This is a genomic window from Georgfuchsia toluolica (assembly GCF_907163265.1).
Classification (GTDB): domain Bacteria; phylum Pseudomonadota; class Gammaproteobacteria; order Burkholderiales; family Rhodocyclaceae; genus Georgfuchsia; species Georgfuchsia toluolica.
This window is the reverse complement of the sequence record NZ_CAJQUM010000001.1, coordinates 152,995-169,073: the sequence shown is the minus strand read 5'-3', so window position 1 is coordinate 169,073 and position 16,079 is coordinate 152,995. Positions and strand designations below refer to the sequence as shown.

12 protein-coding genes, 1 tRNA gene and 2 pseudogenes are annotated in these 16,079 nt (G+C 57.1%); 3 read left to right on the top strand and 12 right to left on the bottom strand.

Translation table 11 applies throughout. The features are described from left to right. Positions 1-86 precede the first annotated feature (86 nt). The 4 genes from K5E80_RS00840 to K5E80_RS00825 form a co-directional block, all read right to left on the bottom strand. Positions 87-1,235, bottom strand: coding sequence for an acyl-CoA dehydrogenase family protein (locus K5E80_RS00840; protein WP_220634371.1), 1,149 nt, complete (start codon positions 1,233-1,235; stop codon positions 87-89). Between the two features lie 42 nt (positions 1,236-1,277). After that, a complete protein-coding gene (locus K5E80_RS00835; RefSeq protein ID WP_220634370.1) occupies positions 1,278-2,504 on the bottom strand; it encodes a CaiB/BaiF CoA transferase family protein in 1,227 nt (408 codons plus the stop codon). Between the two features lie 267 nt (positions 2,505-2,771). Beyond that, positions 2,772-3,914, bottom strand: a complete 1,143-nt coding sequence (locus tag K5E80_RS00830) for an acyl-CoA dehydrogenase family protein (RefSeq protein ID WP_220634369.1) — start codon at positions 3,912-3,914, stop codon at positions 2,772-2,774. Positions 3,915-3,942: 28 nt separating this feature from the next. After that, positions 3,943-5,118, bottom strand: coding sequence for a mandelate racemase/muconate lactonizing enzyme family protein (locus K5E80_RS00825; protein ID WP_220634368.1), 1,176 nt, complete (start codon positions 5,116-5,118; stop codon positions 3,943-3,945). Between the two features lie 230 nt (positions 5,119-5,348). Here K5E80_RS00825 and K5E80_RS00820 point away from each other — a divergent pair, with 230 nt between their 5' ends. Next, positions 5,349-5,780, top strand: a complete 432-nt coding sequence (locus K5E80_RS00820) for a MarR family winged helix-turn-helix transcriptional regulator (RefSeq protein WP_220634367.1) — start codon at positions 5,349-5,351, stop codon at positions 5,778-5,780. Between the two features lie 155 nt (positions 5,781-5,935). Then, positions 5,936-6,163, top strand: a pseudogene (locus tag K5E80_RS00815) (integrase core domain-containing protein); the annotation flags it as partial. 133 nt (positions 6,164-6,296) lie between these two features. On the opposite strand, the pseudogene hfq reads toward K5E80_RS00815, so the two are convergent. From hfq to K5E80_RS00785, 6 genes and pseudogenes are all read right to left on the bottom strand, one after another. Continuing rightward, positions 6,297-6,510: pseudogene (gene hfq, locus K5E80_RS00810) on the bottom strand (RNA chaperone Hfq). A gap of 246 nt (positions 6,511-6,756) precedes the next feature. Beyond that, positions 6,757-7,992 carry an MFS transporter gene (locus tag K5E80_RS00805; RefSeq protein WP_220634365.1) on the bottom strand — a complete coding sequence of 412 codons (1,236 nt, stop codon included), beginning with the start codon at positions 7,990-7,992 and terminating at the stop codon, positions 6,757-6,759. A gap of 149 nt (positions 7,993-8,141) precedes the next feature. Then, entirely contained in the window at positions 8,142-8,318 is a 177-nt protein-coding gene (locus tag K5E80_RS00800) for a hypothetical protein (protein ID WP_220634364.1), read from the bottom strand. A 96-nt stretch (positions 8,319-8,414) separates the two neighbouring features. After that, the gene (locus tag K5E80_RS00795; RefSeq protein WP_220634363.1) at positions 8,415-8,648 is read right to left on the bottom strand and encodes a DUF3567 family protein; all 234 of its coding nucleotides are present in this window, start codon (positions 8,646-8,648) and stop codon (positions 8,415-8,417) included. A gap of 216 nt (positions 8,649-8,864) precedes the next feature. Next, a tRNA-Asn gene (locus K5E80_RS00790) sits at positions 8,865-8,940 on the bottom strand. Between the two features lie 62 nt (positions 8,941-9,002). Beyond that, the gene (locus tag K5E80_RS00785) at positions 9,003-10,211 is read right to left on the bottom strand and encodes an amino acid aminotransferase (RefSeq protein WP_220634362.1); all 1,209 of its coding nucleotides are present in this window, start codon (positions 10,209-10,211) and stop codon (positions 9,003-9,005) included. A gap of 167 nt (positions 10,212-10,378) precedes the next feature. On the opposite strand from K5E80_RS00785, the gene pyrG reads away from it, so the two are divergent. Beyond that, positions 10,379-12,007, top strand: a complete 1,629-nt coding sequence (gene pyrG, locus K5E80_RS00780; protein ID WP_220634361.1) for a CTP synthase — start codon at positions 10,379-10,381, stop codon at positions 12,005-12,007. An 86-nt stretch (positions 12,008-12,093) separates the two neighbouring features. Here the strand turns inward: pyrG and lon are convergent, their stop codons facing one another. Both lon and clpX read right to left on the bottom strand, forming a co-directional pair. After that, complete coding sequence (lon, locus tag K5E80_RS00775) at positions 12,094-14,520, bottom strand: endopeptidase La (protein WP_220634360.1); 2,427 nt, start codon at positions 14,518-14,520, stop codon at positions 12,094-12,096. A 254-nt stretch (positions 14,521-14,774) separates the two neighbouring features. Then, the gene (gene clpX / locus K5E80_RS00770) at positions 14,775-16,040 is read right to left on the bottom strand and encodes an ATP-dependent Clp protease ATP-binding subunit ClpX (protein ID WP_220634359.1); all 1,266 of its coding nucleotides are present in this window, start codon (positions 16,038-16,040) and stop codon (positions 14,775-14,777) included. Positions 16,041-16,079: the final 39 nt, after the last annotated feature.

The following is a 16,079-nucleotide window of genomic DNA, read 5'->3' as shown; positions in this document are numbered from 1 at the left end:
ATCCTCCTTATCTATTATTAATGCTGCGATCGGGACCATTCCCCGACCGCTTGTTCGTACCCCTTGCCTCGTTCCAGCCGCGTCTCTCAGAGAGATTTGGCAATGATTCCTTTGAGCGCTTCGTTGGCGCCGCCATAAATCTTTTGCACCCGCGCGTCCACGAACAGCTTGGCGATCGGGTATTCCATCATGTAGCCATAGCCACCAAAGAACTGCAGGCACTCATCGATAATCCGATTCTGCTTGTCGGAGCACCACCACTTGGCCATAGCTGAGGTCGCCTCATCCAGGGGATCATCGGCGAGTACACGGCTGATCAGGCTGTCCAGGAAGACACGTCCGATTCGTGCTTCGGTTGCACACTCGGCCAGCTTGATGCGGGTGTTCTGAAAATTCCACAGGGTCTGCTGGAACATCTGGCGCTGCTTGGCATATTCGACCGTCAGTTCAACTGCCCGCTCGGCGGTGGCAATGGCGCTTGCGGCGATGACCAGGCGTTCTCGATGAAAACCGCTCATGGCCCCGGCGAAGGCCTTGCCTTCTACTCCGCCCAGAAGGTTTTCAGCCGGTACGTGCAGATCCTCGAGAAATACCTCATGAGTATCGATCGAATGCTGGCCGACTTTTTCCAACCGGCGCCCAAGTTGGAAACCAGGCGATTTTGCGACTTCGACCATGAACATGGACATGCCATCCTTGCCGGGACCGCCAGTGCGCGCAGCGACGATGGCCAGATCGGCTTGGCTGCCCATGGTGACAAAGGTCTTGCTGCCATTGATCACGTATTCGTCACCGACACGGCGGGCGGTGCTGCGTATGCCCGCGACATCGCTACCGCCACCCGGCTCGGTAACGCACACGGCGATGAAGTGCTCGCCGCTGACCAGCTTCGGCATCCACTTCAGCGTCTGCTCTCGAGTGGCGTTCTTCAACAGCATATAGGGCCCGCCGCAGCTGCCGGGAACATAGGGGAGAGCTGTGTCGGCCACCCGTGACTGTTCTTCGATCACTACCACTTCATGAGCAAAGCTGGCGCCATGGCCGCCGAACTCTTCGGGAATGCCCATGCAAAGCAGACCCAGTTCGCCGGCCTTGCGCCAGACTTCACGGTCTATCTTCCCGTTCTTGCGCCAGCGTAGGTCGTGGGCCGCCACCTCTTTCTCGAAAAAGCGGCGTGCGGTTGCGCGCAGGACCTCCAGCTCTTCATTCATCCACGGGGAGCGGTACGGTGTCATCTTCAGATTTCTCCTAGCATTTGCGATTTGTTCCGGCTCAGGTCAGGCAATGGCACCGCTCTGATGCAACAAAGCGATCTCCTCGGCACTCAAGCCGATCTCGCCCAGTATGTCGTCGGTATGTTCGCCCAGGGTCGGGGCGCGCTGGTATACCCCCCCCGGCGTGCGGCTTAGCTTCTGTGGCACGCCGGCCACGGTCACCTTCCGTTTTGACCCTGGCTGCTCGACCTGAGGCAGCATCTCACGCACCTTGAAATAGGGATCATTGAAGATGTCCACGGAATCGTAGACCGGCGCAAACGGAATCTTGCCGCCGAACAAGGCGAGCAGCTCGGCGCAGGTATGCTGGCGTGTAAATTCCTCAATGGCCGCATAGACCTCGTCCGGGTTGGCGCCGCGCGCGGCATGGGTCGAAAAACGTGGATCGGCAATCAAATCTGTCCGACCAATAATCTCGCAGCACAATTCCCAGCCGCGCCCAGCCGACACTGCAATGACGGCGAAGCCGTCCTTGGTGGCGACGCGGCCAAAGGGGGCTATGCCGGGCATGCGACTGCCGCCAGGGCGCGCCGGTACGCCGGTGTACGTGTAGGTGACAGTCAATGGTTCAAAAAGCGCAACCATGCTGTCGATCATGGATACGTCTACATACTGGCCCTTGCCCGAAATGCGGGACTCCAGTACCGCCACCAGGGTCGCGTAGGCTGCGAACAGCCCCGGTATGGTATCGCCGGGGCCGCCGCCGACACGCATTGGCGAACCTGCATCAGGACCGGTGATGCTCATCAGGCCACCCATCGCCTGGGCGACGATGTCCACAGCTGGCCAGTCTGTATAGGCAGTCTTGCCGCCACGCGGATCGCCAAAACCGCGGATCGAGGTATAGACCAGGCGCGGATTGCGTTTAGACAGCACCTCATAGCTTAGGCCCAGCCGTTCCATCACGCCGGAGCGAAAGTTCTCGATGAGGACGTCGGCATTGTCCACCATCTTTAAAAAAACTTCCCGTCCCTCGGCGTTCTTGAAGTCGATGACCATGCCACGCTTATTGCGGTTGCATGACTGAAACATGCCGCCGTACTCGCGCGTATTGTCGTCATCTGTAAAGGGACCAATGCGACGCGACATGTCGCCGTCGGGCGGTTCAATTTTGATCACGTCGGCGCCATGGTCAGCCAGCATCTGGCTGCAGAACGGTGCCGCCAGCGCGTGTCCGAGATCGAGCACGCGCAGGCCTTTCAATCCTCCCGTCGTCATAAAGTGGGTCATAGGTTGTTTTTCTTGTCCGAGTTTGCGATTTTCATGTCCACTCCATATTCAGTTGTTAGTATCAGGTATACTTATAAGCCTAAGTAAGAATACCATTATTGTCAATATCTGTTACATAAATATATTTAAAATATACAATAAGTAAAATAAGGCATCACTAAACAATGTAGCGGCATGCGTAAATACTGCATGTTTATCTGAAACAGCGAACCGCCACGGAACAGCGCCGGGCGTTTACCATGGCCGCTATCCCGCCCGCAACCGTTCTCAGAGGGCCTTGGCGATGACGCCCTTGAGCGCCTCGTTCGCACCACCATAAATCTTTTGCACGCGCGCATCGACAAACAGCTGGGCGATCGGGTATTCCATCATGTAGCCGTAACCACCGAAAAATTGCAGGCATTCATCAATGATGCGGTTCTGCTTCTCCGTGCACCAGGTCTTGGCCATGGCCGATTCCGCCCCATCGATCACCTCACCGGCCATGACGCGGCTGATCAGGTAATCGATGAAGACCCGACCAATGCGCGCCTCGGTCGCACACTCCGCCAGTTTGATGCGCGTGTTCTGGAAGTCCCATTCGGTCTGACCGAACATCTTGCGCTGCTTGGTATATTCCACCGCCAGTTCCACCGCCCGCTCGGCAGTAGCGATCGCGCTGCAAGCAATCACCACTCGCTCCCGGTTGAAACCGGTGATCTCTCCCGAGGCGAAGCCCCGGTCGCGCCCGCGCAAGGCATTTTCCGCGGGCACACGCAGATCCTCGAGGAAGACTTCATGGGTGTCGATGCCGTGCTGGCCTACCTTCTCCAGCCGCCGCCCGAGCTTGAATCCAGGCGACTTGGCTACCTCCACCATGAACGAGGTCAATTCGTTGGTTTCCGAGTCGCGCGCCATGACCATCGCCAGATCGGCCTGGCTGGCCATCGTGATGAAAGTCTTGCTACCGTTGATCACATACTCGTCACCCTCGCGTTTCGCCGTCGCGCGCAGGCTGCGCACGTCGCTACCGCCGGAGGGCTCGGTGATACAGGCGGCGATAAAGTGCTCGCCGCTTGCCAGCTTGGGCATCCACCTCTTGACCTGCTCGTCCGAGCCACTCCGCAGCAAGCCGTAGGGACCACCGCAGCTACCAGGCACGAAGGGGAAGGCGGTGTCGGCCACGCGCGCCTGCTCCTCGATCATCACCACTTCATGGGCGAAGGTACCGCCGCCACCGCCGTACTTCTCCGCGATGCCCATGCACAGCAGGCCCAACTCTCCGGCCTTACGCCACACCTCGCGGTCGATCTTGCCCTGCCGCCGCCACTTCTCGGCGTAAGGTGCCACTTCCTTTTCGAAGAAGCGCCGCGCCGTGACCCGCAGTGCATCCAGTTCCTCGTTCATCCACGGGGATCGATACGGTTTCATTTGCCTTCCTCCATACGCTGAGCGGCCATCATCGGGCCTCGATAACTTGAATCTTCTTACCGGGCGTGATCCATCGCTGCAAAAGCTCTTCGTTGAGATCGACGCCAAGGCCGGGACCTTCTGGCGGATACAGGAACCCATCCTCGTAGCGCGGCGGATTGAGCGCCAGGTCGTCCTTGATGTCCCTGCTGTTCAGGCACTGATGCAGGTGCAACGGCCCAGCGTTCTCCTGCGGGAAACGGGATATCCATTCGTTCGCCGCCAGCAGATGTGCCGCCGGACTCGCCTCGACCCCCGTGCTGGCCATGCAGCCGCAGATCACCGGCATGTTCGCCAAGCGTGCCATCGTCAGCCAGCGCTGCGCCTTGAGCAAGCCGCCGGCCTTCTGGAGCTTGAGCATCAGTCCGTCTGCCGCCCGTTTAGTGATGATGTCGTGCAAGTGGTGCAGCTCGCGCGCCGACTCGTCGGCATAAATCGGCATCGACACCTTGCCGCGCAGCCGTGCCATCCCCTCGATGTCCCACTCCGGCAAAGGCTGCTCGATCTTCGACAGGTTGCATTTCTCCATGCCGCGTATGGCCACCAGCGCCTGGTCGTAGGTCCACGCCCCGTTGACGTCGACGAACAGTTCCACATCATCGCCCACTGCCGCCCGCAGTTCGGCGACAATGGCGATGTCATCTTTGACCACCGTGGTGGACTTGAACTTGACGAAGTGGAAGCCCGCCTTCAGCACCTTGAGCGCCTTGTCCACCGCTGCCTGCGGCGTCGCCCCCATGATCACCAGGCCTAGCGGAATGCGGTCTATCGTCTTGCCGCCGAGCAGGGTCGAGACCGGCACGCCGAGGATCTTGCCGACCAGGTCATGCAGCGCGAAGTCCACCGTCGCCTTGGCCTGGTTGTTGTCACGCGCTATCGTGTCCATCAGCCCGACAATCTTCTCGATCTTGGTGGGATCCTCCCCCAGGAGAATCTTCGGCGCGAAGAAGTCGCGGATCATGGTCATGATCGAGCTCTGCGTCTCGCCTTGGTACCACGACGAGGTATCGCCGCACTCGGAGAATCCCATCACCCCCTCGTCGGTATGCAACTTCAACACCAAGCTCTCGGTAAACGCCGGCATGGCGATGCCCCTCATCATCTTGGTGCCACCGTGCTTAGTCGGGATGGAGATGGGAATAAGCTCGACCCTGTTGATTTTCATGTATTATTCCTCTAGATATGATTGGAATGCATTGTATATTATTTGGTATACCCGAATCTTATGAAAAGAATACCAATGACCACCAATCTTGTCAACTCTGTGAGACACGCCTTCAGGAAAATCTGCCGAGGTACTCGGAAGGAACCGGCGGCAATATCCGGAAACGCTAATATCAGGGCTTCTGATATACTTAAAAAATCTAGCAAGGCGTGTCCCAACGGAGTTGTGGAATGGCATCTCCCCGTACCATCTATCTTTTGTCGCGGCTGCACTACGCGCTTCGGAAAAAAATCGACAGCAAACTTGCCGCAAGCAAACTGACGGCGGTGAAATACACGGTGATGAGCATGCTGCGAGGCAGAAAATCGCTGTCGTCCGCGGAAATATCGCGGCGCTATAGCGTGACGCCCCAATCGATGAATGAAACTATCTGCGCCCTTGAGCGGAGCAACTTGATCACAAAGGAAGAAAACCCCGATAACAAGAGAATTCTTCTCGTCAGCCTGACACCAATGGGCCACGACCTTCTTGGTCGCTGCGACAAGATCATCGATCAAATCGAAACGGAGATTTTTTCAGGGGTAAACAGAACCGATATTGATCAGTTCCGCAACACCCTCCAGGCTGTCAATAAGGCTGCAATGAGTTCGCCGGAAAATTAATCCTGGCGGATTCAGTAGGCGCCTAGATCGCCAAAGGTAGACTCAAGCTGGAGCCGTTTCTGTTTCCCAGCCTGCTTCAGAGCCAGCCCCGGGAATTCGGACAGGGAGATAAGTGATAGCTTTGCTCAACCCACGGCCCGCCAGGGCCATGAAATGGAGCAAGAGCATGCATGGACGGCAAGGGCTGCTGGCGCGACAACGCCTTCATCGAGCGGCTGTGGAAGAGCGTCATCAAGGCCTACGATTCGGTATCGATCGCCAAGGCCAGCCTGGGGGCCTACCTGAACTTCTACAACATCCGCCGGCCGCATCAGTCATTTGACGGCAAGACACCGGATGCGATTTACTTCGCCAGTCTGCCGCAGGAAAGCATCGCTGCATGATGCGCGATATCCACCGTGCAACCCACCTACGGTCTAGAGGAACCTTCGGCGGGCCGCGCCGTGGATATCGCTACACCGCAAGGCTCCACTTATCTCCGTGGAAATCCTGTCCAATCAAACGGGGCCGGCTCTGTTAACGGAGCGCGTCGTCGGGTAGTATTGTCGAAATCGCATGCTTATAGACCACCTGAGTGCCGTTATTCTTAAGAAGAACCACATACTGATCGGAGGATTCCACTTGGCCTTGAAGGCTTAATGCTATTGACGAGGAACATCGATACTGGAATGTGCTCGCGGCGCAAAGCGTTCAGAAACAAATCTTGCAGATTGAGTCCCTTGGTTGCCATATGTTGCCTTTACTTGAAATGCAATCTAGTCGGAAAATGTAATGTATCTATTCTCGGATCAGCAGAACGCCAAAGCAAACATTGCCAGATCGTCCATCATGGTTGCCATAAGTAACCGGCAAACCTGTAAATCATTGGCTCAAGATGGAGAATTGGCCCAACGAATCCCTCAGCTGGATACAGCCAAGCCATCAAAGTCGAACCACTATGAGGATTGGAGGCCGAGCGTGATGATCCGGGCTCATGCTATTTCGGCGCAACAACAGGAACAGCAGCATGTGGTTCATGTACAACGATCCGAGTGACGAACCAGATTGCCAGCAAGTTCGCTGCAACCGCTACGATGCCAACCCAACCGTAACCAACAATCTTGCCTTCACTGTTTTGGGTAATCATAAAACCTGCCAGCGTAGTTGCAAGACCCATCGCAAGGGATTGCACTGTACCGTTGAGCGACATAAACGTGCCACGTAGTTTGGGTTGTGCCGCAGAGGAGATGATGGCCATTGCAGGAATCATCCTTCCAGAAACCATGACAAAGAATGCGGTTGTGCAGGTCACCCATGCCCAAAGAGGTATGGCCCCGATATGAGTAACAACGATTAGCGGCAACATCGCACTAGCTGCAACTAAGCGGTAAACCTTGGCCTTTCCACCCAAGTCCGCCCAATGTCCAATCCGCCGTGCTGTGAAAAGCGTCGCTGTGCCTCCGACTAGATAAACGAGAGGGATATCGTATAGTGAGATGCCGACATTGCCTACGGCATAAACGGTAATGTAGGGAATAACCGTAAAGCCGGAGAAGATGATGAGAGCCGAAAACAGTAACGCCCTTAAATGATTAGGATCGCGAAGTACGGTGAATATTGCTGAGAAGGGATGGGCACGCTTCTCTGCACTCAAATGATGGCGCATCTCCGGCAAAAAGCGTAGGCCGACGAGAATGAGCAATATCGTAAGGATAGCAATAAAAATGAAGGGGATACGCCATTGGAATTGGTTTGCCATCCATAGCGATAGCGGAACCCCCGCAACAGTCGAAATCGAGAATGCAACTGACACTGTACCGCTGGCTTTGGCTCGCCGACCATAGGGAATAACGTCAGCCACCATGGTTTGAACTAACGCACCCATTATTCCGCCGAAAGCCCCTGCCAAACCTCGGGCAATGATAAGGGTGGCATAGCCTGGAGCAAGGCCACAGGTTAGTGTAGCCAGGCCAAACAGGGCGAACACGATCAGTAGCAAACGCTTGCGCTCGAAACGGTCGACAAAGGTTGCGGCGAGTATTCCGGATATTGCGGCACTGAAACTATATGACGCAACCAGTAAGCCAAACTCGTGCGTACCTATACCGAACGCGGCCATGAGAATTGGTCCGAGTGGCATCATGATCATAAAGTCCAGAATGTGACTGAACTGAATACCCGCGAGAGTGAGCAGAAAGTATCGCTCGTGTTGCTCTGAAAGATTCGGGTGCATTAGGTTGATGGTCAGCGAGTACTTTATTTCTTGCTTAGCAATTTTCTGATTTTGGAAGCTGTAGATAATTTAAGCTCAGGGGTCCTACAGGGCATCGTACAAAGCCTGATTTGGCTCAAGCGTTCAGGAAAGCACCCAAGAGCAGGTCGTCACCCTTGAATCTCTTTGATGATTCTCAGCTTTGCTTGAGCTTCCGCCTTATTGATTTCAGAAACCCGCCGTCCAAATGCATCCCTTTGAGCTATTCCTGCTTTGGTGGCTTCAATGCTCTTGAGGCACCGCCATTTTCTTCCTGCCTTGGTTGCAATCTGGCGCATCTCTTCCACAGGATGGTGTCTGCCGCAGTGGTAGCAATAGGCGGTTTGGGACGTGGAGGCGGTTTGGGGCATAAATTGAGTCTGGCGGGATCCGTCTGGGCGAAATCAGTGGCGCGATACCGAATGATCGAGGATGGCCTCATAGGAATCAATGAAATCTTCAAATTCCTCCTGATCGTGCTCTTGCGTCAGGAACTGGCTAAATTCGCCGCGCATGCGGTCGGCAGTCGAGCCACGCAACAAACCCATCCGACCATTGCGCTTATCCAAAATCTCCAAGGCAGCATGTCCCGGATAATCGATCACGTATAGCAGCGGGTTGTTGAACAGGACATTCATCGCGATACCTCGTTGTCGGCTGACTTGGTATGTGCGGCCGATATGCCCGGATCCAAGCCCTAGTGTCGATAGCCACCGCCGGACTACCCCCTATACCGACCACCGGACTTTCACTATTGCGATCGCCTACGGTTCCCAAAATCTCGCTTCCGGGCTCAAAAATGCAAAAACCCAACCGCGATGGCTGGGCTAAGTGCAAGAACCACAAAAATTCCTTGGCTCCCCGACCTGGGCTCGAACCAGGGACCTACGGATTAACAGTCCGGCGCTCTACCGACTGAGCTATCGGGGATCGGAAGCGGCGCGGATTATAGCCCGGAGGCCCTTGTCACTGCAAGAAACGCCACAAAAAAATCATGCCTTGAGCACGGCGGCAATGGCGTCGGCGACATAATCGATGTTGCGCGAGTTCAATGCCGCCATGCAGACACGGCCGGTACTGACGGCATAGATGCCGAACTCGCTCATGAGCCGCTCCACTTGATCCACGGTAAGGCCGGTGTAGGAAAACATGCCGCGTTGCCGGGCGATGAAGGAAAAGTCCTGCGCCACCTTGCGCGCCTTGAGCTTATCGACCAAGCCGGTACGCATGGCGCGGATGCGGTCGCGCATGCCGGCCAGTTCGCCTTCCCACTGCTGGCGCAGTTCGGGGCTGGACAGCACGGCCGCGACGATGGCGCCGCCGTGGGTGGGCGGATTGGAATAATTGGTGCGAATCACGCGCTTGACCTGCGACAGAACGCGCGCCGCTTCGTCCTTGCTGGCGGCGACGATAGACAGCGCACCGACACGTTCGCCGTAAAGCGAAAAGGATTTTGAGAAAGAGCTGGAAACGAACATATCAAGCCCGGCATCGGCAAACAGGCGCGGCGCAATGCCATCCGGTTCGATGCCTTCGGCGAAGCCCTGATAGGCCATGTCGACGAAAGGCACAAGATCGCGCGCCTTGACGATCTCGACCACTTCCTTCCACTGCGCGGCAGTGAGGTCGGCACCGGTCGGGTTGTGGCAGCAGGCATGGAGCAGCACGATGCTGCCAGCCGGCAGCGCATTGAGCGAGGCCTTCATGCCCGCGAAATTCACGCCGCGTGTGGCGGGATCGAAATAGGTGTAGGTGTCGACCGTGAATCCGGCACCCTCGAACAGGGCGCGATGGTTTTCCCAGCTTGGATCGCTAATGATGAGCTTGGCATAGGGCAACAGGCGCTTGAGATAGTCGGCGCCAACCTTGAGCGCGCCGGTGCCGCCCAGTGCTTCGAAGGTGATCACGCGGTTTTCACGCACTACAGCCGAGTTCGCACCAAAGACCAGGTTCTGCACTGCCTGATTGTAGGCAGCGAGACCCTCGATGGGCTGATAGCCGCGTGCCGGGGCAGCTTCGAGACGCACCTTCTCCGCGGCCTTGACGGCGCCCAGCAAAGGCAGTTTGCCGTTCTCGTCGTAATACACGCCAACGCCGAGATTGACCTTGGTGGCGCGGGTGTCGGCGTTGAAGGCTTCAGTCAGTCCGAGGATGGGATCGCGCGGGGCCATCTCCACCGCGGCGAAAATCGATGAGCTCATAAAGACTCCTGGAGTTGAATTTACGACCGCCCGGCAAAGCGCCACGCAGCGTGGGGACAATGATTTTACTCGATTCATCGCGCGATTTTTTGCGTGTTTCCGGGCACACGGATTGAGGCATACAACCCTTTCCGCTATCATGCGACTTTCCAGCGGCAGTAGTTCTCATGACTAAATTCGTATTCGTTACCGGTGGTGTCGTGTCCTCGCTGGGCAAAGGCATTGCCGCTGCATCGCTCGGTGCCATTCTCGAATCGCGCAGCATCAAGGTCACCCACCTCAAGCTCGATCCCTATATCAATGTCGATCCGGGCACCATGAGTCCGTTCCAGCATGGCGAGGTATTCGTTACCGAAGACGGCGCCGAAACCGATCTCGATCTCGGCCACTACGAGCGCTTCACCAGCGCCAAAATGAGCAAGCGCAACAACTTCACCACCGGCCAGATTTATGAGTCGGTGATCAAGAAAGAGCGGCGCGGCGAATATCTCGGCAAGACGGTGCAGGTGATCCCGCACATCACCGATGAAATCAAGCTCTTTATCAAGCGTGGCGCGGAAGGCGCCGATGTGGCGATCATCGAAGTCGGCGGCACCGTGGGCGACATCGAATCGCTACCCTTTCTCGAAGCCATCCGCCAGATCGGATTTGAGGAAGGCCACAGCAACGCCTGCTACATTCACCTCACACTGCTGCCCTACATCCCCACCGCGGGCGAACTGAAGACCAAGCCGACCCAGCACTCGGTCAAGGAACTGCGCGAAATCGGCATCCAGCCCGACGTGCTGCTCTGTCGTGCCGACCGGCCGGTGCCGGAAGAAGAGAAACGCAAGATTGCGCTGTTTACCAACGTGCAGCCGAACGCCGTCATATCCGTGGTTGATGCCGATAGCATTTACAAGATTCCGGCCATGCTGCACGACCAGATGCTGGATGAGATCGTCTGCCACAAGCTCGGCATCCTGGCCCGCGCTGCCGACCTCAAGGTGTGGGAGAAACTGGTCAGCGCGCTGGAAAAACCCGCGCACGAAGTGAATATCGCCTTTGTCGGCAAGTATGTCGATCTCACCGAGTCGTACAAGTCGCTTACCGAAGCGCTGTTCCATGCCGGCATGCACACCAGTTGCAAGATCAGGATTCATTACGTCGACTCTGAGGAAATCGAGCGCACGGGTTGCGCTGCGTTAAAGGGCATGGATGCTGTACTGGTGCCAGGCGGCTTCGGCAAGCGCGGCACCGAAGGCAAGATCGCTGCGATCCGCTATGCGCGTGAAAACAAGGTGCCCTACCTCGGCATCTGTCTCGGCATGCAACTCGCGGTAATCGAATATGCACGTGACGTAGCAGGCCTTGCCGGCGCACACAGCACCGAACTCGATCCCGAAACGCCGCATCCGGTGGTGGCGCTGATCACTGAATGGCTGGACCGTGAAGGCATGGTCGAGCACCGCGACGAGAACTCCAATCTCGGCGGCACCATGCGTCTCGGCGCGCAGCGCTGTCCGATCAAGGCCGGCACCATGGCCGCCTCGATCTATGGCGATGAAGTCAACGAACGCCACCGCCACCGCTACGAGGTCAACAATACCTACGTACCCAAGCTCGAAGCCAAAGGCATGATCATCTCGGCACGCACACCCACCGAAAACCTGCCGGAGATGATGGAACTGCCGCAGGACCAGCACCCCTGGTTCGTCGGCGTGCAGTTCCACCCCGAGTTCACTTCCAACCCGCGCGTCGGGCATCCGCTGTTTATTGCCTATGTGAAAGCGGCATTAGCGCACCATTCGAGCTGAATCAGGCAGAACCCGGCATCAACACTTTTCAGCACAAAAGCAAACGCCGCCCGCAGGCGGCGTTTGCTTTTGTGCCACAGCCTGTTTTAGTGAAAACCAGGGCCCTTGGATTCCACTGGGGCCACTGCTGCCGGCGCAACCGCGGCCACCGCTTCGACGACAGGTTCGTCGGGCAGCGGGGTCGGCGCGCGTTCGAGCGCGATTTCCAGCACCTTGTCGATCCATTTCACCGGCTGGATTTCGATCTTGTTCTTGATCGTATCCGGAATCTCGGCGAGATCCTTGATGTTCTCTTCCGGAATCAGAGCAAGACGAATCCCGCCGCGCACGGCGGCCAGCAGCTTTTCCTTCAAGCCACCGATCGGCAGCACTTCGCCGCGCAGCGTGATCTCGCCCGTCATCGCCACATCGGCGCGCACCGGAATGCCGGTCAGCGCCGAAGTGAGCGCCGTGCAAATGGCGATGCCGGCAGACGGCCCGTCCTTCGGCGTCGCGCCTTCCGGCAGGTGAATGTGGATGTCATTGCTTTGGTAGAAATCATCCTTGATGCCGAGCGACTTGGAGCGTTTCCTCACTACCGACAGCGCCGCCTTGATCGACTCCTGCATCACTTCGCCAAGCTTGCCGGTGGTCATGGTATTGCCCTTGCCGGGCAACACCACGGCTTCGATGGTGAGCAATTCGCCGCCGACTTCGGTCCAGGCCAGACCGGTTACCTGGCCCACCTGATTGTCTTTTTCGGCAATGCCAAAACTGTAGCGGCGCACGCCGAGATATTTATCGAGATTTTTCGGATTCACCACGATGCGGTTCTTGCGCGGCCTGACTACCAGCGCCTTGACCACCTTGCGGCAGATTTTCGACAAATCGCGCTCAAGGGCACGCACGCCGGCTTCGCGTGTGTAGTAGCGCACGATGTCGCGGATGGCATCCTCGGTGACGGTCAACTCGTCGCGTTTGACGCCATTGGTCTTCATCTGCTTGGCCAGCAGATAGCGCTGCGCGATGTTGACCTTTTCATCCTCGGTGTAACCCGAGAGGCGAATCACTTCCATGCGGTCAAGCAGCGCCGCGGGAATATTGAGCGTGTTGGCCGTGGCGACGAACATGACGTCGGAAAGGTCGAAGTCAACCTCGACATAGTGATCCTGGAAGGTGTGGTTCTGCTCTGGATCCAACACCTCCAGCAACGCCGACGACGGGTCGCCGCGAAAATCCTGGCCCATCTTGTCGACTTCGTCGAGCAGGAACAACGGATTCTTGACCCCGCCCTTGCTCATGCTCTGCAGGATCTTGCCCGGCATGGAACCGATATAGGTACGGCGATGGCCGCGAATCTCGGCTTCGTCGCGCACACCGCCCAGTGCCATGCGGATGAACTTGCGGTTGGTGGCCCTGGCGATCGACTGGCCGAGCGAGGTCTTGCCCACGCCGGGCGGGCCGACGAGGCAGAGGATTGGCGCCTTGAGCTTGTCCACGCGCTGCTGCACAGCGAGATATTCGACGATGCGCTCCTTGACCTTCTCCAGACCATAGTGATCCTTGTCGAGAATTTTCTCGGCGGCCGCGATGTCCTTCGAAATACGCGACTTCTTCTTCCACGGCAGGCCGAGCAGCGTCTCGATGTAGTTGCGCACCACGGAGGCCTCGGCCGACATGGGCGACATCATCTTGAGTTTCTTCAGTTCGGACTCGACCTTGGTCATGGCTTCCTTGCTCATGCCCGCGGTCTTGATCTTCTTTTCCATCTCGTCGAGCTCGGCGCCGCCTTCGCCTTCGCCGAGTTCTTTCTGGATGGCCTTGACCTGCTCGTTGAGGTAGTACTCGCGCTGGCTCTTCTCCATCTGGCGCTTGACGCGGCCGCGGATGCGTTTTTCCACCTGCAGGATGTCGAGTTCGGTTTCGAGCTGACCAAGCAGTTTTTCGAGACGATCGGCAACCTCGAACATCTCCAGCACCTCCTGCTTGAGTTCGAGTTTGAGCGGCAGGTGGGCGGCAATGGTGTCGGCAAGACGGCCGGCTTCTTCAATCCCGGCCAGCGAGGTCAGGATTTCCGGCGGTATTTTCTTGTTCAGTTTCACGTACTGGTCGAACTGCGCCAGGATGGCGCGGCGCATGGCCTCGACTTCATGTCCGCCCTGCTCGTCGGTCTGCACCGGCGTCACCTCGGCGATGAACACGGTCCCCTGATCCGTCACAGACTCCAGTCTGGCGCGCTGCGCACCTTCGACCAGCACCTTGACTGTGCCGTCCGGCAGCTTGAGCATTTGCAGGATGTTGGAAATGCAGCCGATCTGGTACAGATCGCTGGTATCCGGCTCATCCTTGGCGGCGGATTTTTGCGCCACCAGGAGGATGCTCTTGCCGGACTCCATTGCCATCTCGAGCGCCTTGATCGATTTGGGACGGCCGACAAAAAGCGGAATGACCATATGCGGAAACACCACCACATCCCGCAGGGGGAGCAATGGCAATTGAAGTTTTTCCTGGGGCAGATCGAGTTCGCCTGACATGGCTAATCCTTGTATGTATAAGTTGCTTGCTCTAGTTGGGGGCGCCCGGGGCTTATTCAAGCCCGCCCCGATTTACCCTACCCTGAGTTGGGTTTATTCGAATTAACGTGAAAAAGCAGAAACAGAGCCCATTGTGATATCGAGCGCAACGAGCCAATTGGCAGCCCCGCCCTGGGGCGGGGTATGGGGTGGGGGACGTTCAATTTGTCTTTACGCATTTTCATACTCGAGGGTGGTGCTAGCGACAATGCGCGTTAATTTGAACTGGAAAACTTGGGTTGGTCGGCGTAGATCATAAGGGGCTTGGCGTTGCCCTCGATCGTGTTTTCGTCGATCACGACCTTGGTCACATTCTCCTGTGCCGGCAGTTCGTACATCGTGTCCAGCAGTGCATTTTCGAGAATGGAGCGCAAGCCGCGTGCGCCTGTTTTGCGTTTCAAGGCCTTTTTCGCAACAGCCTGAAGCGCGCCCGGGCGGATTTCGAGCTCCACGCCTTCCATCGAGAACAGCTTTTCATACTGCTTGACCAGCGCATTCTTTGGCTCAACCAGAATTTGGACCAGAGCCGCCTCATCGAGTTCCTGCAACGTGGCAACCACCGGCAGTCGGCCAACGAATTCCGGAATCAGGCCGAACTTGATGAGATCCTCCGGCTCGACACCCTTCAGGGTTTCCGTTACATCCCGATTATCCTTGCTGCGCACCGTGGCGGAAAAGCCAATGCCGGCTTTTTCGGAGCGATTGCGGATCACCTTGTCGAGACCATCGAACGCCCCGCCGCAAACGAAAAGGATATTGGTCGTGTCGACCTGGACGAAGTCCTGATTCGGATGCTTGCGCCCGCCTTGTGGCGGCACCGCCGCCATGGTGCCCTCGATCAGCTTCAGCAGCGCCTGCTGCACGCCCTCCCCCGACACGTCGCGGGTAATCGACGGGTTGTCGGATTTGCGCGAGATCTTGTCGATCTCGTCAATATACACAATACCCTGTTGCGCTTTCTCGACGTCATAATCACACTTCTGCAGCAATTTCTGGATGATGTTCTCGACATCCTCGCCGACGTAGCCGGCTTCGGTGAGCGTCGTCGCATCGGCCATCACGAAGGGAACATTGAGCAGACGCGCCAGGGTTTGCGCGAGCAGCGTCTTGCCCGAGCCGGTCGGGCCGATGAGCAGGATGTTGCTCTTGGACAATTCGACGTCGGCATCGCCCTTTTGCTGGTAACGCAAACGCTTGTAGTGGTTGTACACCGCCACGGAAAGTATGCGTTTGGCCTTATGCTGACCGATTACATACTGGTCGAGCAGGCTGAAAATTTCGCTCGGCGTCGGCAGATCGCGCGCGGTCTTGCCACCCGTATCGGCATTGATCTCGTCGCGAATGATATCGTTGCAAAGCTCGATGCACTCATCGCAGATGAACACCGACGGCCCGGCGATCAATTTCTTCACTTCATGCTGGCTCTTGCCGCAGAAGGAGCAGTACAGCAATTTCTCGTTACCTGCCTTCTTGTCCGTCATGGTGTTCTCCGCGCAGTTCTCTTGGTTCTCGGCAAAAGA